This is a genomic window from Pseudomonas fragariae (ex Marin et al. 2024) (assembly GCF_059621105.1).
On record NZ_CM184369.1, the window covers coordinates 2,312,624 to 2,337,420 of the forward strand.

General features: G+C 60.2%; 22 protein-coding genes and 4 tRNA genes. 22 read left to right on the forward strand and 4 right to left on the reverse strand.

Annotated elements, in window-relative coordinates; all coding sequences use genetic code 11:
* Window positions 1–71: 71 nt before the first annotated feature.
* The 7 genes from AC54XV_RS10190 to AC54XV_RS10220 all read left to right on the forward strand — a co-directional run bounded on the left by AC54XV_RS10190 (window position 72) and on the right by AC54XV_RS10220 (window position 3,111).
* Window positions 72–147, forward strand: a tRNA-Ala gene (locus AC54XV_RS10190).
* An 88-nt stretch (window positions 148–235) separates the two neighbouring features.
* A tRNA-Glu gene (locus AC54XV_RS10195) sits at window positions 236–311 on the forward strand.
* A 51-nt stretch (window positions 312–362) separates the two neighbouring features.
* Window positions 363–438: transfer RNA gene (locus tag AC54XV_RS10200), tRNA-Ala, on the forward strand.
* Between the two features lie 46 nt (window positions 439–484).
* Window positions 485–560, forward strand: a tRNA-Glu gene (locus AC54XV_RS10205).
* A 521-nt stretch (window positions 561–1,081) separates the two neighbouring features.
* Window positions 1,082–1,543, forward strand: a complete 462-nt coding sequence (locus AC54XV_RS10210) for an acyl-CoA thioesterase (RefSeq protein ID WP_032654042.1) — start codon at window positions 1,082–1,084, stop codon at window positions 1,541–1,543.
* Between the two features lie 29 nt (window positions 1,544–1,572).
* Complete coding sequence (locus AC54XV_RS10215; protein WP_024651874.1) at window positions 1,573–2,538, forward strand: tRNA dihydrouridine synthase; 966 nt, start codon at window positions 1,573–1,575, stop codon at window positions 2,536–2,538.
* Between the two features lie 129 nt (window positions 2,539–2,667).
* A complete protein-coding gene (locus AC54XV_RS10220) occupies window positions 2,668–3,111 on the forward strand; it encodes an Hsp20 family protein (protein ID WP_003316521.1) in 444 nt (147 codons plus the stop codon).
* A 66-nt stretch (window positions 3,112–3,177) separates the two neighbouring features.
* Here the strand turns inward: AC54XV_RS10220 and AC54XV_RS10225 are convergent, their stop codons facing one another.
* Entirely contained in the window at window positions 3,178–5,370 is a 2,193-nt protein-coding gene (locus AC54XV_RS10225; protein WP_058398549.1) for a putative bifunctional diguanylate cyclase/phosphodiesterase, read from the reverse strand.
* 63 nt (window positions 5,371–5,433) lie between these two features.
* Window positions 5,434–6,306 carry a LysR family transcriptional regulator gene (locus tag AC54XV_RS10230; RefSeq protein WP_003345646.1) on the reverse strand — a complete coding sequence of 291 codons (873 nt, stop codon included), beginning with the start codon at window positions 6,304–6,306 and terminating at the stop codon, window positions 5,434–5,436.
* A gap of 145 nt (window positions 6,307–6,451) precedes the next feature.
* Here AC54XV_RS10230 and leuC point away from each other — a divergent pair, with 145 nt between their 5' ends.
* From leuC to AC54XV_RS10275, 9 genes are all read left to right on the forward strand, one after another.
* A complete protein-coding gene (gene leuC / locus AC54XV_RS10235; protein ID WP_024640845.1) occupies window positions 6,452–7,876 on the forward strand; it encodes a 3-isopropylmalate dehydratase large subunit in 1,425 nt (474 codons plus the stop codon).
* 10 nt (window positions 7,877–7,886) lie between these two features.
* Entirely contained in the window at window positions 7,887–8,528 is a 642-nt protein-coding gene (gene leuD / locus AC54XV_RS10240; RefSeq protein ID WP_003406188.1) for a 3-isopropylmalate dehydratase small subunit, read from the forward strand.
* Between the two features lie 155 nt (window positions 8,529–8,683).
* Window positions 8,684–9,766: a 3-isopropylmalate dehydrogenase gene (gene leuB / locus AC54XV_RS10245; protein ID WP_003406186.1), complete on the forward strand. Its 1,083-nt coding sequence runs from the start codon at window positions 8,684–8,686 to the stop codon at window positions 9,764–9,766.
* A gap of 70 nt (window positions 9,767–9,836) precedes the next feature.
* Window positions 9,837–10,949 carry an aspartate-semialdehyde dehydrogenase gene (asd, locus tag AC54XV_RS10250; RefSeq protein ID WP_002552957.1) on the forward strand — a complete coding sequence of 371 codons (1,113 nt, stop codon included), beginning with the start codon at window positions 9,837–9,839 and terminating at the stop codon, window positions 10,947–10,949.
* A gap of 180 nt (window positions 10,950–11,129) precedes the next feature.
* Window positions 11,130–12,134: a 2-dehydro-3-deoxygalactonokinase gene (locus tag AC54XV_RS10255; protein ID WP_011267365.1), complete on the forward strand. Its 1,005-nt coding sequence runs from the start codon at window positions 11,130–11,132 to the stop codon at window positions 12,132–12,134.
* A 1-nt stretch (window position 12,135) separates the two neighbouring features.
* The gene (locus AC54XV_RS10260; RefSeq protein WP_011267366.1) at window positions 12,136–12,771 is read left to right on the forward strand and encodes a 2-dehydro-3-deoxy-6-phosphogalactonate aldolase; all 636 of its coding nucleotides are present in this window, start codon (window positions 12,136–12,138) and stop codon (window positions 12,769–12,771) included.
* A gap of 69 nt (window positions 12,772–12,840) precedes the next feature.
* Window positions 12,841–13,989, forward strand: coding sequence for a galactonate dehydratase (dgoD, locus tag AC54XV_RS10265; RefSeq protein WP_003394509.1), 1,149 nt, complete (start codon window positions 12,841–12,843; stop codon window positions 13,987–13,989).
* A gap of 326 nt (window positions 13,990–14,315) precedes the next feature.
* A complete protein-coding gene (locus tag AC54XV_RS10270) occupies window positions 14,316–15,626 on the forward strand; it encodes an MFS transporter (protein ID WP_003366669.1) in 1,311 nt (436 codons plus the stop codon).
* Between the two features lie 79 nt (window positions 15,627–15,705).
* Entirely contained in the window at window positions 15,706–16,515 is an 810-nt protein-coding gene (locus tag AC54XV_RS10275) for an IclR family transcriptional regulator (RefSeq protein WP_058398550.1), read from the forward strand.
* Between the two features lie 11 nt (window positions 16,516–16,526).
* On the opposite strand, the gene AC54XV_RS10280 is transcribed toward AC54XV_RS10275, so the two are convergent.
* Window positions 16,527–17,579: an NAD(P)-dependent alcohol dehydrogenase gene (locus AC54XV_RS10280; RefSeq protein ID WP_003406175.1), complete on the reverse strand. Its 1,053-nt coding sequence runs from the start codon at window positions 17,577–17,579 to the stop codon at window positions 16,527–16,529.
* Window positions 17,580–17,758: 179 nt separating this feature from the next.
* Between AC54XV_RS10280 and AC54XV_RS10285 the strand changes: the two genes are divergently transcribed.
* Window positions 17,759–18,652 (forward strand): AraC family transcriptional regulator, encoded by an 894-nt coding sequence (locus tag AC54XV_RS10285; RefSeq protein WP_058398551.1) that lies wholly within the window; start codon window positions 17,759–17,761, stop codon window positions 18,650–18,652.
* Window positions 18,653–18,795: 143 nt separating this feature from the next.
* Here AC54XV_RS10285 and AC54XV_RS10290 read toward each other — a convergent pair whose 3' ends face one another.
* Window positions 18,796–20,451: an electron transfer flavoprotein-ubiquinone oxidoreductase gene (locus tag AC54XV_RS10290; protein ID WP_058398552.1), complete on the reverse strand. Its 1,656-nt coding sequence runs from the start codon at window positions 20,449–20,451 to the stop codon at window positions 18,796–18,798.
* A 519-nt stretch (window positions 20,452–20,970) separates the two neighbouring features.
* On the opposite strand from AC54XV_RS10290, the gene AC54XV_RS10295 reads away from it, so the two are divergent.
* From AC54XV_RS10295 to AC54XV_RS10315, 5 genes are all read left to right on the forward strand, one after another.
* Window positions 20,971–21,720, forward strand: coding sequence for an electron transfer flavoprotein subunit beta/FixA family protein (locus AC54XV_RS10295; RefSeq protein WP_003406168.1), 750 nt, complete (start codon window positions 20,971–20,973; stop codon window positions 21,718–21,720).
* On the forward strand, window positions 21,721–22,650 hold the full coding sequence (locus AC54XV_RS10300) for an electron transfer flavoprotein subunit alpha/FixB family protein (RefSeq protein WP_003366683.1): 930 nt from the start codon (window positions 21,721–21,723) through the stop codon (window positions 22,648–22,650).
* A 116-nt stretch (window positions 22,651–22,766) separates the two neighbouring features.
* Window positions 22,767–23,594, forward strand: coding sequence for a substrate-binding periplasmic protein (locus tag AC54XV_RS10305; protein WP_011267373.1), 828 nt, complete (start codon window positions 22,767–22,769; stop codon window positions 23,592–23,594).
* A gap of 10 nt (window positions 23,595–23,604) precedes the next feature.
* Entirely contained in the window at window positions 23,605–23,958 is a 354-nt protein-coding gene (locus AC54XV_RS10310; RefSeq protein WP_003409835.1) for a DUF4398 domain-containing protein, read from the forward strand.
* Window positions 23,955–24,770, forward strand: coding sequence for an OmpA family protein (locus AC54XV_RS10315; protein WP_024660987.1), 816 nt, complete (start codon window positions 23,955–23,957; stop codon window positions 24,768–24,770). The genes AC54XV_RS10310 and AC54XV_RS10315 overlap by 4 nt, the downstream gene beginning before the upstream one ends.
* Window positions 24,771–24,797: the final 27 nt, after the last annotated feature.

The window sequence follows — 24,797 nt, forward strand, 5'->3', positions numbered from 1 at the left end:
TTTGCAGATTGTAGAAAATAAATTTGACAGCCCTGTCACTCACGCTTAATATGCGCCCCGTCCACTGATGTGGGGCTTTAGCTCAGCTGGGAGAGCGCCTGCATGGCATGCAGGAGGTCAGCGGTTCGATCCCGCTAAGCTCCACCAAATTTAGCGTTTCAGAGTGCTGCTACACTGCTCTGAAATGATGTGAAACAAGCGGATCCAGCGACCGTTTGCTTTACGAGAAGGTTTTGTCCCCTTCGTCTAGTGGCCTAGGACACCGCCCTTTCACGGCGGTAACAGGGGTTCGAGTCCCCTAGGGGACGCCAGTTTCACCGAGTGATGCCGGAAGGTTGATCTCCGCCGAGAGGCGTAAATCCGGGGCTTTAGCTCAGCTGGGAGAGCGCCTGCATGGCATGCAGGAGGTCAGCGGTTCGATCCCGCTAAGCTCCACCAATTTTGCCAGGGTTCATCGTTCGATGAACCTGACTGAAGGTTTTGCGTCCCCTTCGTCTAGTGGCCTAGGACACCGCCCTTTCACGGCGGTAACAGGGGTTCGAGTCCCCTAGGGGACGCCACGATTTCCCGCTCTGCGGGACCAAGGGTCATTCGATTATTGAATGGCCCTTTTGTTTTTTAGGGGTTTGAAAACCCCTCCTTTCTGTTTTTATCTATTGCCACACTCAACTGTAACCGACTCTCGTGCCGATACTGCGTTGGCATGCCGTTCGGGACACTCCGCGTCCTCTATGCGTTCGCAACGCAGTGCGCCGCGAACTGCATCCTCGCGCTACAGCCCTCATGGTTATACATAAGTCTTGTGGGAGCTTGCTCGCGAAGAGGCCGGTATAGCTCCCAGGAAATAGGGGTTGGATGCATCGTCTTCGTGAGCAAGCTCACTCCCACAGGTCTGTGTCCAGTCTGCACGTACGGTTTCAGGCCTTTTATCCGGGCTTATCCAGACTTGTGTGTGACTCTGAGCGCTGTAGCGTGAAGAGCAAAAGGCGTTCCGAGGGGCGCTTTTCATGCCAGCGCGTGTGAACGCGCGCCATGACCCGCTACACTCCCGCCAATCACATCTACTCAAGCAGGAGCACGCATGGTCTGGGACCGGGCAACGCCGTTTGTCATCGATCTGAATGTCGCCGCCGAAGACATCGACGGGCTGGGGCACGCCAATAACGCCGTCTATGTGTCCTGGCTGGAGCGCTGTGCCTGGCGTCATTCGCAGTTTCTCGGGCTGGACCTCACCGAATACCGGCAACTGGATCGGGCCATGGCGGTGGTCAGGCATGAGATCGATTACCTGGCCAGCGCCTACGAGAACGACGAACTGCAATTGGCGACCTGGATCGTCGACTGGGACCGCCGCCTGAAAATGACCCGCTGCTTTCAGCTCAAGCGTCCTGCCGACAACCTGACGCTATTACGCGCGCAAACCACCTTTGTCTGCATCGAACTGTCCAGTGGGCGACCCAAGCGCATGCCTGCCGAGTTCATCGAGGGCTATGGCGCAGCCATCTCTGACAGCGCCGTTCCCAATCCGCACGTCGGGCAGTAAACTGGCGGACTTTTTTTCGAGTGTGACCCATGCAAATTGCTCTGGCGCCCATGGAGGGGTTGGTCGACGACATCCTGCGTAATGTGCTGACGAAAGTCGGCGGCATCGACTGGTGCGTGACCGAATTCATCCGGGTGTCCGAGCGTTTGATGCCGGCGCACTACTTCTACAAGTACGCTTCGGAGTTTCATAACGGCGCGAAGACTGACGCCGGTACGCCTTTACGGCTCCAGCTGTTGGGCTCCGATCCGGTGTGTCTGGCCGAGAATGCCGCGTTCGCCTGCGAGCTGGGCGCGCCCGTACTGGACCTCAACTTCGGTTGCCCGGCCAAGACCGTCAACCGTTCCCGTGGTGGCGCAGTTCTGCTCAAGGAGCCGGAACTGCTGCACACCATTGTCAGCCAGGTGCGCCGTGCTGTGCCCAAAGACATACCGGTCACCGCCAAGATGCGTTTGGGCTACGAAAACACCGACCTGGCGCTGGATTGCGCCAGAGCGTTGGCTGACGGCGGGGCCGAGCAAATCGTCGTGCATGCGCGCACCAAGGTCGACGGCTACAAGCCGCCGGCGCACTGGGAGTGGATCGCGCGCATCCAGGAAGTGGTCAAGGTCCCGGTAGTTGCCAACGGGGAAATCTGGACCGTTGATGACTGGCGGCGATGCCGCGAAATCTGTGGCGCGCGGGACATCATGATCGGTCGCGGTCTGGTGGCGCGTCCTGATCTGGCCCGGCAGATTGCTGCGGCGCAGAAGGGCGAAGAGGTCGTGCCAATGACCTGGGACGCGTTGCAGCCGATGCTGCGGGTCTTCTGGCAGGACTGTCTGGTGAAGATGACGCTGATTCAGGCACCGGGTCGGCTCAAGCAGTGGCTGGTGCTGCTGACCAAAAGCTACCCCGAGGCGACCCTGATGTTCAATGCGTTGCGCCGCGAGACCGACTGCGATCGCATCAGCGTATTACTGGGCTGCGCGCCCGATTGCTTACCCAGAAGCTGATCCCGACGAACGGTCAAGAAAATCCTGAAAAAAGTCTCTTGAAAAGCGAAAGGCTGTCCCTATTTTGGTGATCAGGCGATGCCGAAAACGGGTCGCTTAAACCACTCGCTGATAAACAGGAGAATTGTTATGGCTACTGCATTTTCTCTGGCTCCACTGTTTCGCAACTCAGTGGGATTCGACCGCTTCAACGACCTCTTCGAGTCGGCGGCGCGAAATGAGACAACCAGCGGCTATCCGCCCTACAACGTCGAGCGGCACACCGATGACCATTATCGAATCGTGATCGCTGCAGCAGGCATGCAAGAGCAGGATCTCGAGTTGCAGGTTGAAAAAGGTGTGCTGACCGTGATCGGCAACAAGCGCGAGCAAGAAGCCGAAAACGTGACGTATCTGCATCAGGGTATTGCCCGGCGTGAATTCAAGCTGTCGTTCAGGCTGGCGGACAATATCGAGGTCAAAGGGGCCGATCTGTCTCACGGCCTGCTGAACATTGACCTGGTGCGCAACGTGCCGGAAGAAGCGAAACCGAAACGCATTCCGCTCAATAGCCAGAAAGCGCTGGAAAACTGATCCGTCAGGTGATGTTGAGTCAGCGGCACGTAACAGGGAAGGCGCCTCAGGGCGCCTTCCTTTTTTTCAGTCCTGATGTGCGGTTTGCTGCGCAGGCCGTTTGAGCTCCAGCAAGGACTCGAACTGCGGGCCTGGCAGCGGTTCGCTGAACAGATAGCCTTGATAGGTGTAGCAGCCGACTTTTTCCAGAAATGCCAACTGCTCCGAGGTTTCCACGCCTTCCGCGATCACGTTCAGGTTGAGGCTCTGCGCCATGGCGACGATGGCGCGGATGATTTCTGCGTCGTTGGGGTCGTTGGTGGCGTCCTGGACGAAGGACTGGTCGATCTTCAGCGTATCCACCGGCAAGCGCTTGAGATAGGTCAGGGACGAATAGCCGGTGCCGAAATCATCCATCGCAAAGCTGACGCCCAGCGCCTTGAGGCTGAGCATCTTGAGAATGGTGTCGTCCAGATTCTGGATGACGATACCTTCGGTGATTTCCAGCTTGAGCATGGACGCCGGCAACTGGTGCAGCGTCAGGCTGCGCTCCACGCGCTCGATGAAATCGTGTTGGAGAAACTGTCGCGGGCTGATATTGACGCCCATCAGGAATCTGTTCTCCGGGATCAGCCCCTGCCTTAACAGCAGGCCACCGGTTTTGCAGGCTTCGTTCAGAATATGGCTGCCGACCTCCAGAATCATCCCGCTTTCTTCAAGTATCTGCACGAACTGATCGGGCGCCAGCAAGCCGTATTCCGGGTGTTGCCAGCGCAGCAGGGCCTCGGCGCCGGTGATGTATTCGTTGCGACAGTCGACCTGGGCCTGGAAGTGCAGGTGAAATTCGTTGCGGGTCAGGGCCAGGCGCAAGTCATTTTCCAGGCGCAGACGCTGGCTGACGGCCTGTTGCATGGACACATGGAAAAACTGTGAAGCGTTACGCCCGCAATCCTTGGCCCGATATAGAGCGATATCGGCGCGCTTGAGCAGATCGGCCGGGGTCAGGCCATCATCCGGAATCAGCACCACGCCGATGCTCGGGGTGACCTGCAGGCGATGGCCGTCGAGAAACATCGGCTCGGCCAGCAGGTTGCGCAGGTTGTCGGCCAGCTCCCGCACTTGTCGGGTGACCTCGTCCTGCGAGCCTTCCAGGCCGCAGATCAATACCACGAATTCGTCGCCGCCCAAGCGCGCCACGGTGTCTTCCTGGCGCACGCTGGCTTCCAGGCGCGCGGCGATGATGCTCAGAACGCTGTCGCCCACCGGATGGCCGAGCGAGTCATTGATGTGCTTGAAATGGTCCAGATCGAGAAACAGCAGGGCGCCGCGCAGGTTCTGGTGCTGAAGCAGCGACACCTGCTGGCTCAGGCGGTCGAGCAGCAGTGCGCGATTGGGCAGCCCGGTCAGCGGATCGTGATAAGCCAGGTGCTGAATCTGCGCCTGGGCATTTTTAAGCGCGCCGATGTCGCGGGCGTTCATCAGCAGGCAAGCGGTGTTGTTCAGGGTGATGAACTCGACCGATATATCCAGCACCAGCGGCGCGCCATGCTTGTCCCGACCGTCCATTTCGCGGTGATGCACGCGGCCTTTCTGGCGCAGTTCTTCAAGCATGTGTTCGCGCTGCAAGGTGTCGGTCCAGATGCCGACTTCATGCGCTGTACGGCCAAGCACTTCGTGGGCGCTGAAACCGGTCAGGCGGCTGAAGCCATCGTTGACCTCGACGTAGCGGCCCGAGTCGATTTCGGTGATGGTGATCGAGTCGGGGCTTGAATGAAACGCCTTGGCAAATTTTTCCTCGCTGGCCTCCAGGGCGACCTGAGCGCACTGTTGGGTAATGTCCATCAGGGTGCCGGACAGCCTGACGGGCTGGCCCTGTTCATCCCGATAAATCCGCGCGCGGCCTTCAAGCAGGCGTGACGTGCCGTTCTTCAATTGAAACCGGTAGGTGACTTGCAGGCAGTCCTGCCCGGTTTCGAGTGCCGCAGCGTAGATTGCACGCATGCGACGGCGTTCTTCGGCGGGCAGGCTGCCGAAGAACTGCCCGCCAGACTCATCGAAGGTCCGTGCCGGCATGCCGTGCAACAGCGCCGCGCGTGCCGAAGCCTGCAGCCGGTTGCGGACGATATCCAGATCCCAGGTGCCCATTTGCGCCAGGTCCAGTGCCAGCTCCAGGCGATCACGGGTTTCCTGCAGGGCCCGCTCTGCGTCTTTCAGCGACAGCCTGGCAGAGGCCGTCTGTACGGTGGTTTTCGGCGCGGCGTTATCCGGTGGGTTGGGCATGTTATCCGAGCCTTTGATCGATGGAGCCGCCAGAGCGATCTGTCTGCGGCCTGCAGCCTCTATTCACTGTGTCTGCGCATCGAGCAGTTTCATGAATGCCCGTGCCGCATTCGATAGCGTGCGTTCGGTGTGCAGGATGTAGCCTAGCTGGCGATTGAGCTGTACGCCCGGCAGCGGAATGCGCGCCACCTGCTCGTCGAGCATGGTGCGCGGCAGAACGCTCCAGGCCAGGCCTATGGAAACCATCATTTTGATGGTCTCCATATAGTTGGTGCTCATGGCGATGTTGGGCTTGAGGCCCTGGGCCTCGCACAAGCCGCTGACAATGTGATGGGTAAACGTGTTACCGCCGGGAAATACCGCCGGATAGCGCACAATATCCTCCAGCTTCATCGGGCCGCTGTTGGCCAGCGGGTGCTCGGGTGCAGCGACGAAATCCAGCGGATCGTCCCATACGGGCACGGCGCGGATCAGTGCATGCGGCTCGGGCGCCAGTGTAATGACTGCCAACTCGGCGCGCCCGTGAAGAATTTCTTCATAAGCGATTTCCGAATCCAGGAACTGAATGTCCAGTGCAACCTTCGGGTAAGTGCGGGTAAAGGCCCGTAATATCGGCGGCAAACGGTGCAGGCCGATGTGATGGCTGGTCGCCAGAGTCAGCCGCCCGGTGACTTCCCCGGTCAGGTTGGTCAGTGCCCGGCGGGTGTCATCCAGCACGTTGAGAATCTGGTAGGCGCGTGGCAGCAGGGCGCGTCCGGCCTCGGTCAGACTGACTTCGCGGCCCAGGCGATCGAACAGGCGCACGTTGAGTTGCTGCTCCAGACCGGCGATGCGCTTGCTGATGGCCGGTTGGGTCAGGTAAAGGCGTTCGCCTGCCCCGGAGAAACTGCCGGTCTCGGCAATGGCGATGAAGGCATTGAGGTTGGCCAGGTCCATGGTCAGATTCCAGTTGGTTATCCAAAGTATGAAAATTATGAATTTGAGTTATTTAAGCATATTCCATAGGATGACCGCACAAGCCAAAGGGTCATCGCCACGATTGCCCAAGGCATAGAAACAAGCTGATGAGGAAGTACGTCCGATGGCCGGGAAAACGCTCTACGACAAGCTCTGGGATTCGCATTTGGTCAAACAGCGCGACGACGGTTCGGCGCTGATCTACATTGACCGTCATATCATCCATGAAGTGACCTCGCCGCAGGCGTTCGAAGGTCTGCGGCTGGCGAAGCGCAAGCCGTGGCGGATCGACTCGATCATCGCCACGCCTGACCATAACGTGCCGACCACCGCCGAACGCAAGGGTGGCATCGGTGCCATCGAGGATCAGGTGTCGCGCTTGCAGGTGCAGACCCTCGACGACAACTGCGACGAGTACGGCATCACCGAATTCAAGATGAATGACCCGCGCCAGGGCATCGTCCATGTAATCGGCCCGGAGCAGGGCGCAACCCTGCCAGGCATGAGCGTGGTCTGCGGCGACTCGCACACCTCTACCCACGGCGCGTTCGGTGCGCTGGCCCACGGTATCGGCACTTCCGAGGTCGAGCACGTGCTCGCCACCCAGTGCCTGGTCGCCAAGAAAATGAAGAACATGCTGGTGTCGGTCGAGGGGCAATTGCCGTTCGGCGTGACGGCCAAGGACATCGTACTGGCGGTGATCGGCAAGATCGGCACCGCAGGCGGTAACGGTTACGCCATCGAGTTCGCCGGCAGCGCGATTCGCGACCTGTCGATCGAAGGGCGCATGACCATCTGCAACATGTCCATCGAAGCGGGTGCCCGGGTCGGCATGGTGGCCACCGACGAGAAGACCGTCGAGTACGTCAAAGGCCGTCCGTTCGCACCCAAGGGCGCGGAGTGGGACCTCGCTGTCGAAGCCTGGAAGGACCTGGTGTCCGACCCGGACGCTGTGTTCGATACCGTGGTCAGGCTGGATGCCGCACAGATCAAGCCGCAGGTCAGCTGGGGCACCTCGCCGGAAATGGTCCTCGCGGTCGATCAGAACGTGCCGGACCCTGCGCAAGAGCCGGATCTGGTCAAGCGCGGCTCCATCGAGCGTGCGCTCAAGTACATGGGCCTGAAAGCCAATCAGCCGATTACCGATATTCAACTGGACCGGGTATTCATCGGTTCCTGCACCAACTCGCGCATCGAAGATTTGCGTGCTGCTGCGGATGTCGCCAAGGGCCGCAAGGTGGCTTCAACCATCAAGCAGGCCATCGTGGTGCCGGGTTCGGGGCTGATCAAGGAGCAGGCCGAGAAGGAAGGGCTGGACAAGGTGTTCATCGAAGCCGGCTTCGAATGGCGTGAACCGGGCTGCTCCATGTGCCTGGCGATGAACCCGGACCGCCTGGGTTCCGGCGAGCACTGCGCGTCGACGTCCAACCGTAACTTCGAAGGTCGTCAGGGGGCCGGTGGCCGCACGCATCTGGTGAGCCCGGCGATGGCGGCTGCCGCTGCGGTGAATGGCCGTTTCATCGATGTTCGCGACCTGATCCAGCACTGAGGAGTCCCGTATGAAAGCCTTTACCCAGCACCATGGCCTGGTCGCTCCTCTGGATCGTGCCAACGTCGACACTGACCAGATCATTCCCAAGCAGTTTCTCAAGTCGATCAAGCGCACGGGTTTTGGCCCGAACCTGTTCGATGAATGGCGTTATCTGGATGTCGGCCAGCCGTATCAGGACAACTCCAAGCGCCCGCTGAATCCTGACTTCGTGCTCAATCATGAGCGGTATCAGGGTGCCAGCGTGCTGTTGGCCCGGGAGAACTTCGGTTGCGGTTCCAGCCGCGAACACGCGCCGTGGGCACTGGAAGAGTACGGTTTCTGCGCAATCATTGCGCCGAGCTACGCGGACATCTTCTTCAATAACAGCTTCAAGAACGGCTTGTTGCCGATCATCCTGTCCGAGGAAGACGTTGATCAACTGTTCAGGCAGGTGGAAGCTTCGCCCGGTTATCAGTTGAGTATCGATCTGCAGGCGCAGACCGTGACCCGTCCGGATGGCAAGGTCCTGAGCTTTGAAATCGATGCGTTCCGCAAGCATTGCCTGCTCAATGGTCTGGACGACATCGGCCTGACGCTGATGGACGCCGAGGCCATCGCCGGTTTCGAGAGCAGGCACCGCGCCAGCCAGCCGTGGTTGTTCCGCGACTGATCGATTGATCGATCGACAGCGGATGCATGTTTGCCAGTAAGGTGTAATTGCGCCTTGCTGGCAAAAGTGTTTTGGCCGGACGCTAAATTTTCTGTGGTATTGAGCGTTTCAAGCAGGCGTTGTCAAAGACGCCGATGCACAAAATCGAGGATGTTATGAGCAAGCAGATTCTGATTCTCCCAGGCGACGGTATTGGTCCGGAAATCATGACCGAAGCGGTCAAGGTGCTGGAGCTGGCCAACGAAAAGTATCAACTGGGCTTTGAATTGACCCACGACGTGATCGGCGGCGCGGCCATCGACAAGCACGGCGTGCCGCTGGCCGATGAAACCCTGGAGCGTGCCCGTGCGGCCGATGCCGTGCTGCTCGGCGCCGTCGGCGGCCCGAAATGGGACACCATCGAGCGCGACATCCGTCCTGAGCGCGGTCTGCTGAAAATCCGTTCGCAACTGGGCCTGTTCGGCAACCTGCGTCCGGCGATCCTTTATCCGCAACTGGCCGACGCGTCGAGCCTGAAGCCGGAAATCGTCGCGGGTCTGGACATCCTGATCGTTCGCGAGCTGACCGGTGGCATCTATTTCGGCGCGCCACGCGGCACGCGGGTGCTGGATAATGGCGAGCGTCAGGCCTATGACACGCTGCCGTACAGCGAAAGCGAGATCCGCCGCATTGCCAAGGTCGGTTTCGACATGGCCATGGTGCGTGGCAAGAAGCTCTGCTCGGTGGACAAGGCCAACGTGCTGGCGTCCAGCCAGCTGTGGCGCGAAATCGTCGAGCAGGTCGCCAGGGATTACCCTGAAGTCGAACTGAGCCACATGTACGTCGACAACGCTGCCATGCAACTGGTGCGTGCACCCAAGCAGTTCGATGTAATCGTGACCGACAACCTGTTCGGCGACATTCTCTCCGATCAGGCGTCGATGCTCACCGGTTCCATCGGCATGCTGCCGTCGGCCTCGCTGGACACGGCCAACAAGGGCATGTACGAGCCATGTCACGGTTCGGCGCCGGACATCGCCGGCAAAGGCATCGCCAACCCGTTGGCGACCATTCTCTCGGTGTCGATGATGCTGCGTTACAGCTTCAATCTGACCGATGCGGCCGACGCCATCGAAAAGGCTGTCAGCCTGGTTCTGGATCAGGGTATCCGCACCGGCGACATCTGGTCGGAAGGCAAAGTCAAAGTCGGTACGCAGGAAATGGGCGATGCGGTAGTCGCCGCGCTGCGGAATCTGTAATCTCTCTGGCCCGCCGCCTGCTGTGTACGCGCAGAGCGGCGGTCCCACTTTTATTCAAGGTGTAGTTGCGATGAAACGTGTAGGTCTGATCGGTTGGCGTGGCATGGTCGGTTCCGTGCTCATGCAGCGGATGCGGGAAGAGCAGGACTTCGATCTCATTGAGCCGGTGTTCTTCACTACTTCCAATGTCGGTGGCCAGGCGCCTTCGGTGGGCAAGGATGTTGCGCCCCTGAAAGATGCCTACAGCATCGACGAGCTGAAAACCCTGGACGTGGTGCTGACCTGCCAGGGTGGCGACTACACCAATGAGGTGTTCCCCAAGCTGCGCGAAGCGGGCTGGCAGGGTTACTGGATCGATGCGGCGTCCAGCCTGCGCATGCAGGATGATGCGGTCATCGTGCTTGACCCGGTGAACCGCAAGGTCATCGACCAGCAACTGGACGCGGGCACCAAGAACTATATCGGTGGCAACTGCACCGTCAGCCTGATGCTGATGGGGCTGGGCGGCCTGTTCGATGCCGGTCTGGTCGAGTGGATGAACGTCATGACCTATCAGGCGGCCTCCGGCGCCGGCGCGCAGAACATGCGTGAGCTGATCAGGCAGATGGGCGCGGTGCATGCTTCGGTGGCCGATGATCTGGCCAACCCGGCCAGCGCCATTCTGGACATCGACCGCAAGGTGGCTGAAGCCATGCGCAGCGAGTCGTTCCCTACCGAGAACTTCGGCGTACCGCTGGCGGGCAGCCTGATCCCGTGGATCGACAAGGCCCTGCCAAACGGCCAGAGCCGCGAAGAGTGGAAAGGCCAGGCCGAGACCAACAAGATCCTCGGTCGCTTCAAGAGCCCGATCCCGGTGGACGGCATCTGCGTGCGCATCGGCGCCATGCGCTGCCATAGCCAGGCGCTGACCATCAAGCTGAACAAGGATGTGCCGATTGCGGACATCGAAGGCTTGATCAGCCAGCACAACCCGTGGGTCAAGCTGGTGCCGAACAACCGCGAAGCCAGCATGCACGAGCTGAGCCCGACCGCCGTGACCGGCACCATGAGCATTCCGGTAGGGCGTCTGCGCAAACTCAACATGGGTTCGCAGTACCTGGGCGCTTTCACCGTGGGTGACCAGCTGTTGTGGGGCGCTGCGGAGCCGCTGCGTCGCATGCTGAGAATCCTGCTGGAGCGTTGAGGCTTCGGTTTCACAGCCAACCCGCTTCCTGAAAGGGAAGCGGGTTTTTTAATGGCTGATACTTTTGGTTGATCGCCCTTTGTCCCTATATATGGGATTGAAATTTACATATTGAGATAAGTGTAACAACGGGTTTATAGTCGTCCTGCACTCACTTCCAAAAAAACAACAGGTGACGCAATGCAGGCGCAATTGATCGCGCTCGATTGGGGGACAACCTCACTTCGTGCTTATCGACTTGGCGAACATGGCCAGGTACTGGAACAGCGCGCGTTGAGCGCGGGCATCATGCAGTTGCCAACCACCCCGCGGCTGATCGCGGGGCAGTTCTGCAGTGACGGTTTCGAACTGGCCTTCGACCAGGCGTGCGGCGACTGGCTCGATGCCCAGCCGGATCTGCAGGTGATTGCCTGCGGCATGGTCGGCAGCGCGCAGGGCTGGCGCGAGGCGGCTTATCGGGAAACGCCGGCCAGCGTCAACGAGCTGAGCGCAGCGTTGCAGACGGTACGCAGCGTGCGCGGCGTGACGGTGCACATCATCCCCGGCGTCCTGCAGCGCTCGACCCTGCCCAACGTCATGCGTGGCGAAGAAACCCAGGTGCTGGGTGTGCTGGCAGGGCTCGAAGACGGGCAGGGCAGCCAGCCGCTGCTGATCGGTCTGCCGGGCAGCCACTCCAAATGGGTGCAGGTAGAGCGCGGTCGCATCGTTCACTTCGATACCTTCATGACCGGTGAGGTTTACGCCGCGCTCTGCGCCCACACCATTCTCGGGCGCACCATGCAGCCTGCCGAGGCGTTCGATGAGCAGGCCTTTGACCGCGGCTTGTCGATTGCCCTGTCCGACGCGGGCTCCGCCGGGCCACTGTCGACTATTTTCAGCACGCGAACGCTCGGCCTGACCGGGCAATTGAGTGCCAGCGCGCAACCTGACTATCTTTCCGGCCTGTTGATTGGCCATGAACTGGGCGCCATCGCCAGGCTGCATCTGCACAACCACGAACAATTGCCTGCGGTGATCCTCATCGGCAGCGATTCGCTGTGCACGCGCTATGCACGCGGGCTGGCCGTTTGTGGCTTTCCCGGGGTGACATTGGCCGAGCAGGCGACCGAGCGCGGCCTCTGGCAGGTCGCCGTGCAGGCCGGCCTGATCGCGCGCCGCTCGTCCCAACACATTCGAGAGGTTTGACATGCTCAAGCAAGCATTGAAAGAAAATGGTCTGGTCGCGATTCTGCGCGGCTTGCGTCCCGAAGAAGCGCCTGCCATGGGCGATGCGCTGTACGAAGCGGGTTTTCGGGTCATCGAAGTGCCGCTCAACTCTCCGCAACCGTTCGACAGCATCCGCCTGTTGCGACAGCAGTTGCCTGCCGATTGCCTGATCGGTGCTGGCACCGTGCTCACCCCTGAGCAGGTGACTCAGGTCAAGGACGCCGGCGGGCAAGTGATCGTCATGCCGCACAGCGACGCCAAGGTGCTGCGTGCGGCCAAGGCGGCCGGGCTATTCCTGTCGCCAGGCGTCGCGACGCCGACCGAAGCCTTTGCGGCACTGGCCGAAGGCGCCGATGTGCTCAAGCTGTTTCCTGCCGAGCAGATGTCGCCGGCGGTGGTCAAGGCGTGGCTGGCGGTCTTGCCCAAGGGCACGATTCTGCTGCCGGTCGGTGGTATCTCGCCGGACAACATGAAGGTATTTCTCGACGCCGGTGTGAAGGGGTTTGGTCTGGGCTCCGGGCTGTTCAAACCTGGCATGAGCGTCGCAGACGTCACCGAGCGTGCCCAGGCCTATGTGGCGGCCTGGAAGCAGCACAGCGCAGCGCTTGCAGACTGACCGGCGCAGCAGATGCCGCCGTGCAGTAGCCGCTATCCAATAAAAGAATCAACAAGAGAAACCGCACCCATGAAAATCACCAAACTCACCACGTTCATCGTTCCGCCGCGCTGGTGCTTCCTCAAGGTCGAGACCGACGAGGGCGTTGTCGGCTGGGGCGAGCCAGTGGTCGAAGGCCGCGCGCATACCGTCGCCGCTGCCGTGGAAGAGCTGTCCGATTACCTGATCGGCAAAGACCCGCGCAACATCGAAGACATCTGGACCGTGCTGTATCGCGGCGGCTTCTACCGCGGCGGCGCGATCCACATGAGTGCGCTGGCCGGCATCGATCAGGCGTTGTGGGACATCAAGGGCAAGGCGCTGGGTGTGTCGGTCAGCGACCTGCTCGGCGGTCAGGTGCGTGACAAAATTCGCGTCTACTCGTGGATTGGCGGTGATCGGCCCGCCGACACGGCGCGCGCCGCCAAGGAAGCGGTGGAGCGCGGTTTTACCGCGGTGAAAATGAATGGCACCGAAGAGCTGCAGTTTCTCGACACCTTCGACAAGGTCGACCTGGCGCTGGCCAACGTGGCCGCCGTGCGTGATGCGGTGGGGCCGAATGTCGGCATTGGTGTCGATTTCCACGGCCGGGTCCACAAGCCGATGGCCAAGGTGCTGATGAAAGAGCTGGACCCGTACAAGCTGATGTTCATCGAAGAGCCGGTGCTCAGCGAGAACTATGAAGCACTGAAGGAACTGGCGCCGCTGACCAGTACGCCGATTGCGCTGGGCGAGCGGCTGTTCTCGCGCTGGGACTTCAAGCGCGTATTGAGCGAAGGCTACGTCGACATCATCCAGCCGGATGCCTCGCACGCCGGTGGCATTACCGAAACCCGCAAGATCGCCAACATGGCTGAAGCCTACGACGTCGCACTGGCGTTGCACTGCCCGCTGGGGCCTATCGCGCTGGCGGCGTGCCTGCAACTGGACGCGGTTTGCTACAACGCCTTCATCCAGGAGCAGAGCCTGGGTATCCACTACAACGAAAGCAACGACCTGCTCGATTACGTCAAACACCCGGAAGTCTTCGACTACGACAAAGGCATGGTCAAGATCCCCAACGGCCCCGGCCTGGGCATCGAAATTAACGAAGAGTACGTCATCGAACGCGCCGCCATCGGCCACCGCTGGCGCAACCCGATCTGGCGTCATGCGGATGGCAGTTTTGCCGAGTGGTAGAACAGCAAATCCGCTAGCCATCTTTTCGGCGCTCTGCGCTCATTGCCATACATAAGTCCTGAAGAGCCTGGAAAATGGGCGTTCAGGCTTCTGCCCGCAGGGCGTGGGAGCGAACTTGTTCGCGAAAAGGCCGACATGTTCTCTGAAAATGTTTCGTTTGAACAATTGTCTTCGCGAACAAGTTCGCTCCTACGGCCTTCGGCCAGAATCAAAAGCGCACTTGCGTATAACGATGAGCGCTCTGCGTGGGAACGAGAATCGGCGTGCCTTCAGCTCGGTTATATCGAAATACAGACCTCAATAAATCCAACAAGAGGCTACATTCCATGCGCACTCGAACTCTGGAGGGTGCGGCATCCCTGGTGACGCCGTCCCGCAAGCGTTTCTTTATCATGGTGCTGCTGTTCATCACCGTAGTGATCAACTACCTGGACCGCAGCAACCTGTCGATCGCCGCACCAGCGCTGACCTCCGAACTGGGCCTTGACCCGGTGCATGTCGGGCTGATCTTTTCCGCGTTCGGCTGGACCTACGCCGCCATGCAGCTGCCCGGGGGCTGGCTGGTGGACCGCGTGCCGCCGCGCATTCTCTACACCGCAGCCCTGTTGCTGTGGTCCATCGCGACCATCATGCTCGGCTTCGCCGCCAGCTTCATCGCCCTGTTCGTACTGCGCATGGCGGTTGGTGCGCTGGAAGCGCCTGCTTATCCGATCAACAGCCGCGTGGTCACCACCTGGTTTCCCGAGCGCGAGCGGGCTACCGCCATCGGCGTCTACACCTCCGGACAGTTCGTCGGTCTGGCGTTTCTGACCCCGGTGCTGGCCTGGCTGCAGGCGCACTACGGCTGGCACATGGTGTTTGTCGCTACCGGTGGAGTCGGCGTGCTGTGGGCGTTGATCTGGTACACGGTGTATCGCGAGCCACGTGATTTCAAGGGCGTCAATCAGCAGGAAATCGAGCTGATCCAGGAGGGTGGCGGGCTGGTGGACATCCAGAAGGACGTCGAAAAACAGAAGCAGGCGTTCAGCTGGCTGGACCTGGGTATTGTGTTGAGCAAGCGCAAGCTGTGGGGCATCTACCTGGGGCAATTCTGCCTGAACTCCACGCTGTGGTTTTTCCTGACCTGGTTCCCGACCTACCTGGTGAAATACCGGGGCATGGACTTCATCAAATCGGGCCTGCTGGCGTCGTTGCCGTTCCTCGCCGCGTTTGTCGGTGTGCTGTGCTCGGGCTTCTTCTCCGACTGGCTGATCCGCCGCGGGCATAGCGTAGGCTTTGCACGCAAGTTGCCGATCATTGCCGGGCTGCTGATCTCGACCTCGATCATCGGTGCCAACTTCGTCGACTCCACGCCGCTGGTGATCACCTTTCTGGCGCTGGCGTTCTTCGGCAACGGTCTGGCGTCGATCACCTGGTCGCTGGTCTCGACCCTGGCGCCAGCGCGCCTGCTGGGCCTGACCGGTGGCACGTTCAACTTCATCGGCAACCTCTCTGCCATCGCCACCCCGATCGTGATTGGCTTTCTGGCGTCGGGAGACTCGTTTGCGCCTGCCATTACCTACATATCGGTCCTGGCACTGCTGGGCGCGCTGTCTTACATCCTGCTGGTAGGGAAGGTGGAGCGTATCGAGCTCTGATGTCGACGCGTCTGGACACTGGCGGTGATAATGCCGCCCGTTTTCGATCCGAACCCTTTTGATCCGAGCAAGGTTTTTCATGCATAACGATTCGATCACCCCTGAAAAGACTATCGGCAAGGAATCCGTACCCACCGGGACCCAGACCTTGCTGCGCGGGCTGGGGGTGGTGCAGGCGGTTGCCGGTGGCGCACGGGACCTCAAGGAGATCGCCCGGCTGATCGGCACCACGCGCAGTACCACGCACCGTCTGGCCAGTTGCCTGGTCGAGGAGCGTTACCTGAGGGTCGTTCCTCAGGTGGGCTATCTGCTTGGGCCGAAATTGATCGAGCTGGGGTTTCAGGCGCGTGAAGAAGTGCCCCTGGCGATGCTGGCCCGGCCGTATCTGGATCGCTTGTCGGAGCTGACCGGCGATACCGTGCATCTGGCGGTGCGGGAAGGGGATGACGTGCTCTATCTGCACAAGAATCCCGGTCGCAATGGTCCGGAAATGCGTTCGCGGGTCGGGCATCGGATGCCGCTGGTGCGCACCGGTATCGGCAAGGCACTGCTGCTGGACAGTGCTCAGTCCGAGTGGCAACGGCTGTATGAAATCAGCATGCCGAGCACAGGCAGAAATCCGCTATGGCCTGCTCATGAGCAGCAAACCTGGGAGCAGTTGAAGGCGCGGCGGGAGGAGTATGTACAAGGAGGGTATGCATTCGATCTGGAGGACAACGAACCGTCGATCCGTTGTGTCGCAGCGCCGGTACGTGATGCCAGCAAACAGATCGTTGCCGGCATCAGTGTCGCCAGTACCGTGCCCTACATGCCGCTGGAGAAGATGGCCGAGCTGGCTCCGCTGATCAAAACCATCGCGGCGGAACTCTCGGCCGATCTCGGCGGCTGATCGGCAGTCGATCAGGCCTTCAGCGTGGCCATGTCGATCACGAAGCGGTACTTCACGTCACCGGCCAGCATGCGCTCGTAGGCTTCGTTGATGTTGCGGATATCGAGCATTTCGATGTCGCAGGTGATGTCGTTCTCGGCGCAGAAATCCAGCACTTCCTGAGTTTCCGCGATACCGCCGATCAACGAACCGGCCAGGACGCGACGGCTCATTACCAGATTGGCTGCGTGTACTGGTGGCTCGATCGGCTCGATCAGGCCGACCAGAATGTGGGCGCCGTCGAAACGCAGGGTTTCCAGGTAGGGGTTCAGGTCGTGCTGCACCGGAATGGTGTCGAGCAGGAAGTCGAAGTGCCCGGCAGCAGCCTTCATCTGTTCGGCATCGGTGGACACGATCACATGATCGGCGCCTTGACGATGTGCTTCCTGAGCCTTGGCGGCGGAGCGGGTGAACAGGGTCACTTCAGCGCCCATGGCCTTGGCGAACTTGATGCCCATGTGGCCCAGGCCGCCCATGCCCAGAATGCCGACCTTGTCGCCCGCCTTGACGCCGTAGTGCTTGAGCGGCGAATAGGTGGTGATGCCTGCGCAGAGAATCGGCGCAGCAGCGGCCGGATCGAGTTTTTCCGGGACGCGCACGACGAAGTGCTCGGCGACCACGATGCTGTTCGAGTAACCGCCCATGGTGTTGCTGCCGTCCACACGATCTGGCGTGGCGTAAGTCATGGTCGGGCCTTCCAGGCAGTACTGCTCGAGGTCCGACTTGCAGGCCGAGCATTCGCGGCACGAATCGACCATGCAGCCGACACCGACCATGTCACCGACCTGGTATTGGGTTGCACTGCTGCCGGTGGCAGTGACGCGACCGACAATTTCGTGGCCCGGCATCAGCGGGTAGACGGCAATGCCCCATTCGTTGCGTGCCTGGTGAATATCGGAGTGGCAGACGCCGCAATAAAGGATTTCGATGGCAACGTCGTCGGCACGCAGAGCGCGACGTTCGAAGGTCATCGGGGCGAGGGGAGCGGTAGCTGACTGTGCGGCGTAACCGATAGCTGTGTACATGTTTGACCTCGCAAGGTGTGACGGAAGAGAGGCGAACCATTGTCCTGATACGGGCCCTTCGCGGCTATGGTGAATCCTCCGTGTTTCATGCCTATTCCTCCGGCCTGATATTTCAGGGTCGGCGCTGAGGCGCAAATCTGCGATGATACGGCTGTCTGTTTCTCTGTCAGGCTGTGCCCATGACTTTACCTGTTATGCCGGATGGCAATGCCACCCTTGTTTCCCTGATCCAGCCGCTGGCGGTGCGCCCGGGGTTTGTCGCTACGTCGTTGCCGGAGGTCCGCGTGCTTTCGGCGTTTGGTTATGTCGCCAGCAGCCCGCAGATCTACGAGCCGAGCCTGATGATCGTGGTGCAGGGCAGCAAGGTCGCGTGCCTGGGGCCGCGTACGTTCGAATACGGCACCGGGCATTACCTGATTCAGGCGCTCTCTGTGCCGTTCAAGTGCGAAACCTTTGCCAATCCGGAAAAGCCGCTTTACGGTGTTTCAGTGGCCATCGACCGGGTATTGCTCGGTGAGCTGGTGCAGGCGATGGGCCCGGTCACTGGACACGAGAGTCAGGTGCAGACACCGGAATCCATGACCTCGGTGCGCATCGACAACACCATGCGTGACAGTGTCGAGCGTCTGCTGCGTTGCCTGCATGATCCGCTGGAGTGCCAGGCCATGGGCCAGGCACGGATTCGCGAGGTGCTGTACACCGCGCTGCGTGGACCGCAGTCCGGGGTGTTGCGTGCACTGGTCGAACAGCAGGGGCAGTTTGCGCGAATTGCCTCGGCCGTGACCTATCTGCATGAGCATTATGACCACGCGCTGAACGTCGACACGCTGGCCAGTTGCGCGAACATGAGCACGTCGACCTTTCATGAACATTTCAAGCGCAGCACGCTGTTGTCGCCGGTGCAGTACCTCAAGCGCCTGCGCCTGCTCAAGGCTCAGCAACTGCTGGTGGCCGAGGGCCTGGGTGTGGCGCAGGTCGCGCTAAAGGTCGGCTATCAAAGCGCGTCGCAGTTCAGTCGCGAATACAAACGTTACTTTGAGCGCAGACCGGGCGAAGAGGGATGTCGGGGTTAGCTGCAAGCTTCAAGCTGCAAGCTTCAAGCTGCAAGCTTCAAGATCAAAGCTTGTAGCTTGTAGCTTGTAGCTTGTAGCTTGTAGCTTGTAGCTTGTAGCTTGTAGCTTGTAGCTTGTAGCTTACAACTTGCAGCTGCTTCACCTCACATATTCGGGTAGGTCGGGCCGCCAGCGCCTTCCGGTGCCACCCAGGTAATGTTCTGCGACGGGTCCTTGATGTCGCAGGTCTTGCAGTGCACGCAGTTCTGCGCGTTGATCTGGAAGCGTTTCTCGCCGTCTTCCTTGGTGATGACTTCATACACGCCAGCCGGGCAATAACGCTGAGCCGGCTCGTCATACAGCGGCAGGTTCTTGCTGATCGGGATGCTCGGATCGGTCAGTTTCAGGTGGCAGGGTTGTTCCTCTTCATGGTTGGTGCTGGAGAGGAATACTGAACTGAGCTTGTCGAAGCTGAGCTTGCCGTCGGGTTTTGGGTAATCGATCTTCTTCGAGTCGGCTGCGAGCTTCAGGCAGGCGTAGTCCGGCTTGGTGTCGTGCAGCGTGAACGGCAGCTTGCCACCGAAAATGTTCTGATCGATGAAGTTGAATGCGCCGCCCTTGATCGCGCCGTATTTGTGGATCGCCACGCCAAAGTTGCGGCTGGCGAACAGCTCTTCATGCAGCCAGCTGGCCTTGAAGGCATCCACGTAGGAGGTCAGCACGTCGCCGCCTTCCTTGCCGGCCAGCAGCGCGTCGGCCACCGAATCGGCAGCCAGCATGCCGGACTTCATCGCCGTGTGGCTGCCCTTGATCTTGGCGAAGTTCAGCGTGCCCAGATCGCAGCCGATCAGCGCGCCACCGGGGAAGACCATTTTTGGCAGGGAGTTCAGGCCGCCCTTGGTGATCGCGCGGGCGCCGTAGCTGATGCGCTTGCCGCCTTCCAGGTATTGCTTGATGACCGGGTGATGCTTGTAGCGCTGGAATTCGTCGAACGGCGAGAGGTACGGATTGCTGTAGGACAGGTCGACGATCAGACCGACCACTACCTGATTGTTTTCCAGGTGGTAGAGGAACGAGCCGCCCGGATTGTCATCGGTCAGCGGCCAGCCTGCGGTGTGAACCACCAGCCCCTGTTCATGTTTTGCCGAGTCGACTTCCCAGATTTCCTTGAGGCCGATAGCGTAATGCTGCACGTCGGCTTCGTCGTCGAGGTTGAAGCGCTTGAGCAGCTGCTTGCCGATGTGACCACGGCAGCCTTCGGCGAACAGCGTGTACTTGGCGCGCAGTTCCATGCCGGGGGTGTACAGGCCTTCCTTCGGATTGCCTTCGCGGTCGACACCCAGATCGCCGGTGACGATGCCGCGTACCACACCGTTCTCGTCGAACAGCGCTTCCTGGGCGGCAAAGCCCGGATAGATTTCGACACCGAGGTTTTCAGCCTGCTGAGCCAGCCAGCGGCACAGGTTGCCCAGCGAGATGATGTAGTTGCCATGGTTGTGCATGGTCTTGGGGACGAAAAAGTCCGGTATTTTCTGGGCTTTTTCGGCATCGCGCAGCATATAGATGTCGTCGCGCTTGACCGGCGTGTTGAGCGGGGCGCCCAGTTCCTGCCAGTTGGGGAACAGTTCATTCAGCGCGCGGGGCTCGAACACGGCACCGGAGAGGATGTGCGCACCGACTTCGGAGCCTTTTTCCACCACGCAGACGCTGATTTCCTGGCCAGCTTCAGCGGCCTTCTGTTTAAGGCGGCAAGCGGCAGAAAGCCCGGACGGGCCGGCTCCGACGATAACGACGTCGAATTCCATGTATTCGCGTTCCACAGGCTATCTCCTACTCTCAAGGCTCACGGTGTTTTTATGGGCACTGCTTTTTTAGTCGCTGCAGGCCGACGCATGGAGGTATTGAACCGCCCCGTCTTTTAATGGTTCGCATTATATCTACACCACTGCGCGGGTCCAATACAAACGTTTGTTTGAATCGGCCGCAGGCCAGATAAATCAAAGACACCAGACTCGGAACTGGCCGATTTGGCGTATTGACCGGAAAAGGCGTTGCGGTCAATATACGGGCGGTTTTGCGTTTGCCGTAGGCTGAAACGAGGTTCCCGGATTGCGGGCAATCTCTGAAAAGGCATCAGGCAGACGCGCTGCAGGCAACAGGTCAACGTCGCACGGCGCATTTTACACACCCAGCCGCTGCTTGACGGGTGACTCCCGGCTTTTATAGGGCTTTTTAAAGCCGTCCGAATGGCCTGCACGCATAACGATTGCTTGTTGAGGACACATATCGATCGCCTGGTGCCGCCGGGCGACTTCTTTTCACCGGAGAGTGAGGAATCCATGAAGGTTCTTGTAGCTGTCAAACGAGTGGTCGACTACAACGTCAAGGTTCGCGTCAAGGCGGACAACTCCGGCGTCGATCTTGCCAACGTCAAAATGTCCATGAACCCGTTCTGCGAAATCGCCGTTGAAGAGGCGGTTCGTCTTAAAGAGAAGGGTGTAGCCACCGAAATCGTCGTCGTCACCATCGGCCCGACCACCGCTCAGGAACAACTGCGTACCGCCCTGGCACTGGGTGCCGACCGCGCCGTACTGGTCGAGTCCGCCGAAGAGCTGACTTCTCTGGCCGTGGCCAAGCTGCTCAAGGCCGTGGTCGACAAGGAGCAGCCGCAGCTGGTGATCCTTGGCAAGCAGGCCATCGACAGTGATAACAACCAGACCGGCCAGATGCTGGCTGCGTTGAGCGGCTACCCGCAGGGTACGTTCGCATCCAGGGTTGAAGTGACCGGTGACAAGGTTGCCGTGACCCGTGAAATCGACGGCGGCCTGCAAACCGTTTCCCTGAGCCTGCCAGCCATCGTGACCACGGACCTGCGTCTGAACGAGCCACGCTACGCTTCGCTGCCCAACATCATGAAGGCCAAGAAAAAGCCGCTTGAAGTGCTGACCCCGGATGCACTGGGCGTTTCCACGGCCTCGACCAACAAGACCCTCAAGGTCGAAGCGCCGGCTGCACGCAGCGCCGGCATCAAGGTCAAGTCGGTGGCTGAACTGGTCGAGAAACTGAAAAACGAAGCGAAGGTAATCTAAATGACGATCCTGGTTATCGCTGAACACGACAACGCGACCGTAGCCCCGGCTACGCTCAACACCCTTGCTGCTGCCCAGAAGATCGGCGGTGACATTCATTTGCTGGTGGCCGGTTCCGGCGTGAGCGCCGTTGCCGACGCCGCCGCCAAAATTGCCGGTGTGACGAAGGTCCTGGTGGCTGACCACGAAGCCTACGCGCACCAACTGCCTGAAAACATCGCTCCCCTGGTTGTAGAGCTGGCTGCGGGCCATAGCCATGTTCTGGCTGCGGCAACGTCCAATGGCAAGAACATCCTGCCGCGTGTCGCTGCGCAGCTGGATGTCGACCAGATCTCCGAGATCGTTTCGGTGGTGTCCGCCGACACCTTCACCCGTCCGATCTACGCCGGTAACGCCATCGCCACCGTGCAGTCGACGGCTGCGGTCAAGGTCATCACCGTACGTGCCACCGGCTTCGACCCGGTGGCTGCAGAGGGTGGCTCGGCCGCTGTTGAAGCGGTTTCGGCTGCTCACGATGCGGGCAAGTCCAGCTTTGTGGGTGAAGAACTGGCGAAATCCGATCGTCCGGAGCTGACAGCAGCGAAGATCGTCGTTTCCGGTGGTCGCGGCATGCAGAACGGCGACAACTTCAGGCACCTGTACACGCTGGCCGACAAGCTCGGTGCGGCAGTGGGTGCTTCCCGCGCTGCGGTCGACGCCGGTTTCGTACCTAACGACATGCAGGTCGGTCAGACCGGCAAGATCGTTGCGCCTCAGTTGTATATCGCGGTCGGTATTTCCGGTGCGATTCAGCATCTGGCCGGTATGAAGGATTCCAAGGTGATCGTTGCGATCAACAAGGATGAAGAGGCGCCAATCTTCCAGGTCGCCGATTACGGTCTGGTGGCTGACTTGTTCGAAGCCATCCCCGAGCTGGAGAAGCTGGTTTAAGCCACGCGCTTGCACTATAAAGAGAACCCGTTCGATTCGGGGTTCGCGCACCGGCGGTTTACGGTGCGCCTGCCCGGATCGAACGGGTTTTTTATTGAGTATCGAAAGGACTTCTCATGGTGCATTCCCGGCTGCTGTCTTCGCTTCTCTTCGGGCTGATCACGCTGCCGACACTGGCATCCGCCGCAGGCAAGTGCGAGCGTCTGATCGTGACCGGCAGCCCGGACGCGCCGCCTTATCTGTGGCGTGATCCCCAGGACCCGCGGCACCTGATGGGCGCCAATGCCGATCTGCTGACGCAGGCAGCGGGCGAGCTGGGTATCAAGGTCGAGTTTCTGTATGGCGGCAAGCGCAGTCAGGCACTCGAAGAAGTGCGCACCGGGCGCATGGACCTGCTGGCTGACGCACCGTTGAATGCCGCACAACTCGAAGCGCTGGATTACATTCATCCGCCGATCGTGCAGAACGAGATCATGGTCTGGACGCGTCACGATCACAGCGTGCCGTTCAATGCCGTCAGCGAGCTGCAGGGCCATCCCGGCGCCATGTCGGAAAAGACCCGTTTGACGCCTTCCTTTGATGCGCTGGCCAGACAGAATCTGACTCTGGAGCGCCTGCCTGCACTCACGCCTGCCTTTCAGAAGCTGGCCTTGGGTGAGGTGGATTACGTGCTTGCCGGGCGTTATGCCGGTATGGTTATGGTGCAGACGCTAGGTCTTTCCACAGACCTGACAGCGCAGCCGTTACCGGTCGATACACCGGGTTTTTACCTGGCCTTGTCGTTCAACTCGGCCTGCAATGAACCATGGTTGCGCGGACAGCTGGCGAAAAAGATGACAGAATCGGCCGCCTCTGGCCTTGCGGGCGATGTCATCAGGCACAACCTGGCATTGTGGAAAGCCCAACTGCTGCAGCCTGCCAGCGCCAGCGCACCCAACAAGTAGGGATGTTTTTGTGAGTATTCGTTTTTCAATTGCCGTCATGGCAATCGCCACGCTGGCCGGCTGCGCCAGTGATCCGGTACCAACCGAGCAGTTCAAACTGACCGAGCAGGCGCTGGAGCAGGCCAAGGCGGTCGGCGCCAGTGACGATCAACCCGAGATGGAAGTCGCTCAGGCCGGATTCGCCGAAGCCCGCGCCTCCATGGCAAGCCACGCCTACAAGGACGCGCGCATGAAAGCCGAGCAGGCCGAGCTTGATGCGCGCCTGGCCGAGGCGCGAGTGCTGACCCTCAAGAGCCAGGAGCAGATCAATCAGTTGAATACCCGCCTCAATCGCTTGCGCAAGCAGCTGGGGGAGGCGCAATGAAGCGTATTCCTCGTGTCCTGAGTGTGTGTCTGTTGCTGGGGGCGGCTGGCCTATACGGTTGTGCCGGTCACAAGGACAGTGGCCAGGCCTTGCAGCAGGCCAGTGCCGACTTCCAGAAGGTCAAGGAAGATACCGATGTGCTGCGCAGTGCGCCCAAGGATGTCATTCGCGCGGGTGAATCACTGGCCCGCGCCGAGCGTCTGTCCAGTTATCTGGGAAGCGGTGCCGATGTCGCTCACTACGCCTACCTCAGCAGCCGCTACAGCGAGATCGCGCGTGAGCACAGCAATCTGATGTTGAGCCAGGAGCGTCTGGCGAAAATGGACATGGAGCGTCAGCGTATGCAGCTGGCACTGCGTGAAGCCAAGCTGGCCAGCGCCCAGCAGCAGGGCCGTTGGCTGGAGGATCAGATTCTCAGCCTGGCCACCACCGAAACCGACCGCGGGCTGGTCATGACCCTGGGCGATGTGCTGTTCGACGCCGGACATGCCGAGCTGAAAAACTCGGCCAGTCGCACCATCCTCAAGGTTGTGCAGTTTCTGCAGATCAACCCGCGCCGAGTGGTCCGCATCGAGGGTTATACCGACAGCACGGGCGATCGTCAGGAGAACCTGAAGCTGTCGAAAGACCGGGCACAAGCCGTCGCTGACGTGCTGATGGACCTGGGCATCGATGAAAAACGTATCCATGTCGAAGGCTATGGGCAGGAGTTTCCTGTGAATGCCAATACCTCCGAGCGGGGTCGCGCGCAAAACAGGCGTGTCGAGATCGTTTTCTCGGACGAAAAAGGTCAGCTGGGCGCAGCTCGCTGATAAAAAGCCGGTAAAAAGCCCGACGCC

Bases quoted from the DNA above. Each gene is read 5' to 3' on its own strand.
- AC54XV_RS10225 (WP_058398549.1), bottom strand. From the start codon at position 5,370: ATGCCCAACCCACCGGATAACGCCGCGCCGAAAACCACCGTACAGACG.
- AC54XV_RS10270 (WP_003366669.1), top strand. From the start codon at position 14,316: ATGCGCACTCGAACTCTGGAGGGTGCGGCATCCCTGGTGACGCCGTCC.
- AC54XV_RS10210 (WP_032654042.1), top strand. From the start codon at position 1,082: ATGGTCTGGGACCGGGCAACGCCGTTTGTCATCGATCTGAATGTCGCC.
- leuB (WP_003406186.1), top strand. From the start codon at position 8,684: ATGAGCAAGCAGATTCTGATTCTCCCAGGCGACGGTATTGGTCCGGAA.
- dgoD (WP_003394509.1), top strand. From the start codon at position 12,841: ATGAAAATCACCAAACTCACCACGTTCATCGTTCCGCCGCGCTGGTGC.
- AC54XV_RS10230 (WP_003345646.1), bottom strand. From the start codon at position 6,306: ATGGACCTGGCCAACCTCAATGCCTTCATCGCCATTGCCGAGACCGGC.
- AC54XV_RS10315 (WP_024660987.1), top strand. From the start codon at position 23,955: ATGAAGCGTATTCCTCGTGTCCTGAGTGTGTGTCTGTTGCTGGGGGCG.
- AC54XV_RS10305 (WP_011267373.1), top strand. From the start codon at position 22,767: ATGGTGCATTCCCGGCTGCTGTCTTCGCTTCTCTTCGGGCTGATCACG.
- AC54XV_RS10220 (WP_003316521.1), top strand. From the start codon at position 2,668: ATGGCTACTGCATTTTCTCTGGCTCCACTGTTTCGCAACTCAGTGGGA.
- AC54XV_RS10285 (WP_058398551.1), top strand. From the start codon at position 17,759: ATGACTTTACCTGTTATGCCGGATGGCAATGCCACCCTTGTTTCCCTG.
- AC54XV_RS10300 (WP_003366683.1), top strand. From the start codon at position 21,721: ATGACGATCCTGGTTATCGCTGAACACGACAACGCGACCGTAGCCCCG.
- AC54XV_RS10255 (WP_011267365.1), top strand. From the start codon at position 11,130: ATGCAGGCGCAATTGATCGCGCTCGATTGGGGGACAACCTCACTTCGT.
- leuC (WP_024640845.1), top strand. From the start codon at position 6,452: ATGGCCGGGAAAACGCTCTACGACAAGCTCTGGGATTCGCATTTGGTC.
- AC54XV_RS10275 (WP_058398550.1), top strand. From the start codon at position 15,706: ATGCATAACGATTCGATCACCCCTGAAAAGACTATCGGCAAGGAATCC.
- AC54XV_RS10215 (WP_024651874.1), top strand. From the start codon at position 1,573: ATGCAAATTGCTCTGGCGCCCATGGAGGGGTTGGTCGACGACATCCTG.
- AC54XV_RS10295 (WP_003406168.1), top strand. From the start codon at position 20,971: ATGAAGGTTCTTGTAGCTGTCAAACGAGTGGTCGACTACAACGTCAAG.
- leuD (WP_003406188.1), top strand. From the start codon at position 7,887: ATGAAAGCCTTTACCCAGCACCATGGCCTGGTCGCTCCTCTGGATCGT.
- AC54XV_RS10260 (WP_011267366.1), top strand. From the start codon at position 12,136: ATGCTCAAGCAAGCATTGAAAGAAAATGGTCTGGTCGCGATTCTGCGC.
- asd (WP_002552957.1), top strand. From the start codon at position 9,837: ATGAAACGTGTAGGTCTGATCGGTTGGCGTGGCATGGTCGGTTCCGTG.
- AC54XV_RS10280 (WP_003406175.1), bottom strand. From the start codon at position 17,579: ATGTACACAGCTATCGGTTACGCCGCACAGTCAGCTACCGCTCCCCTC.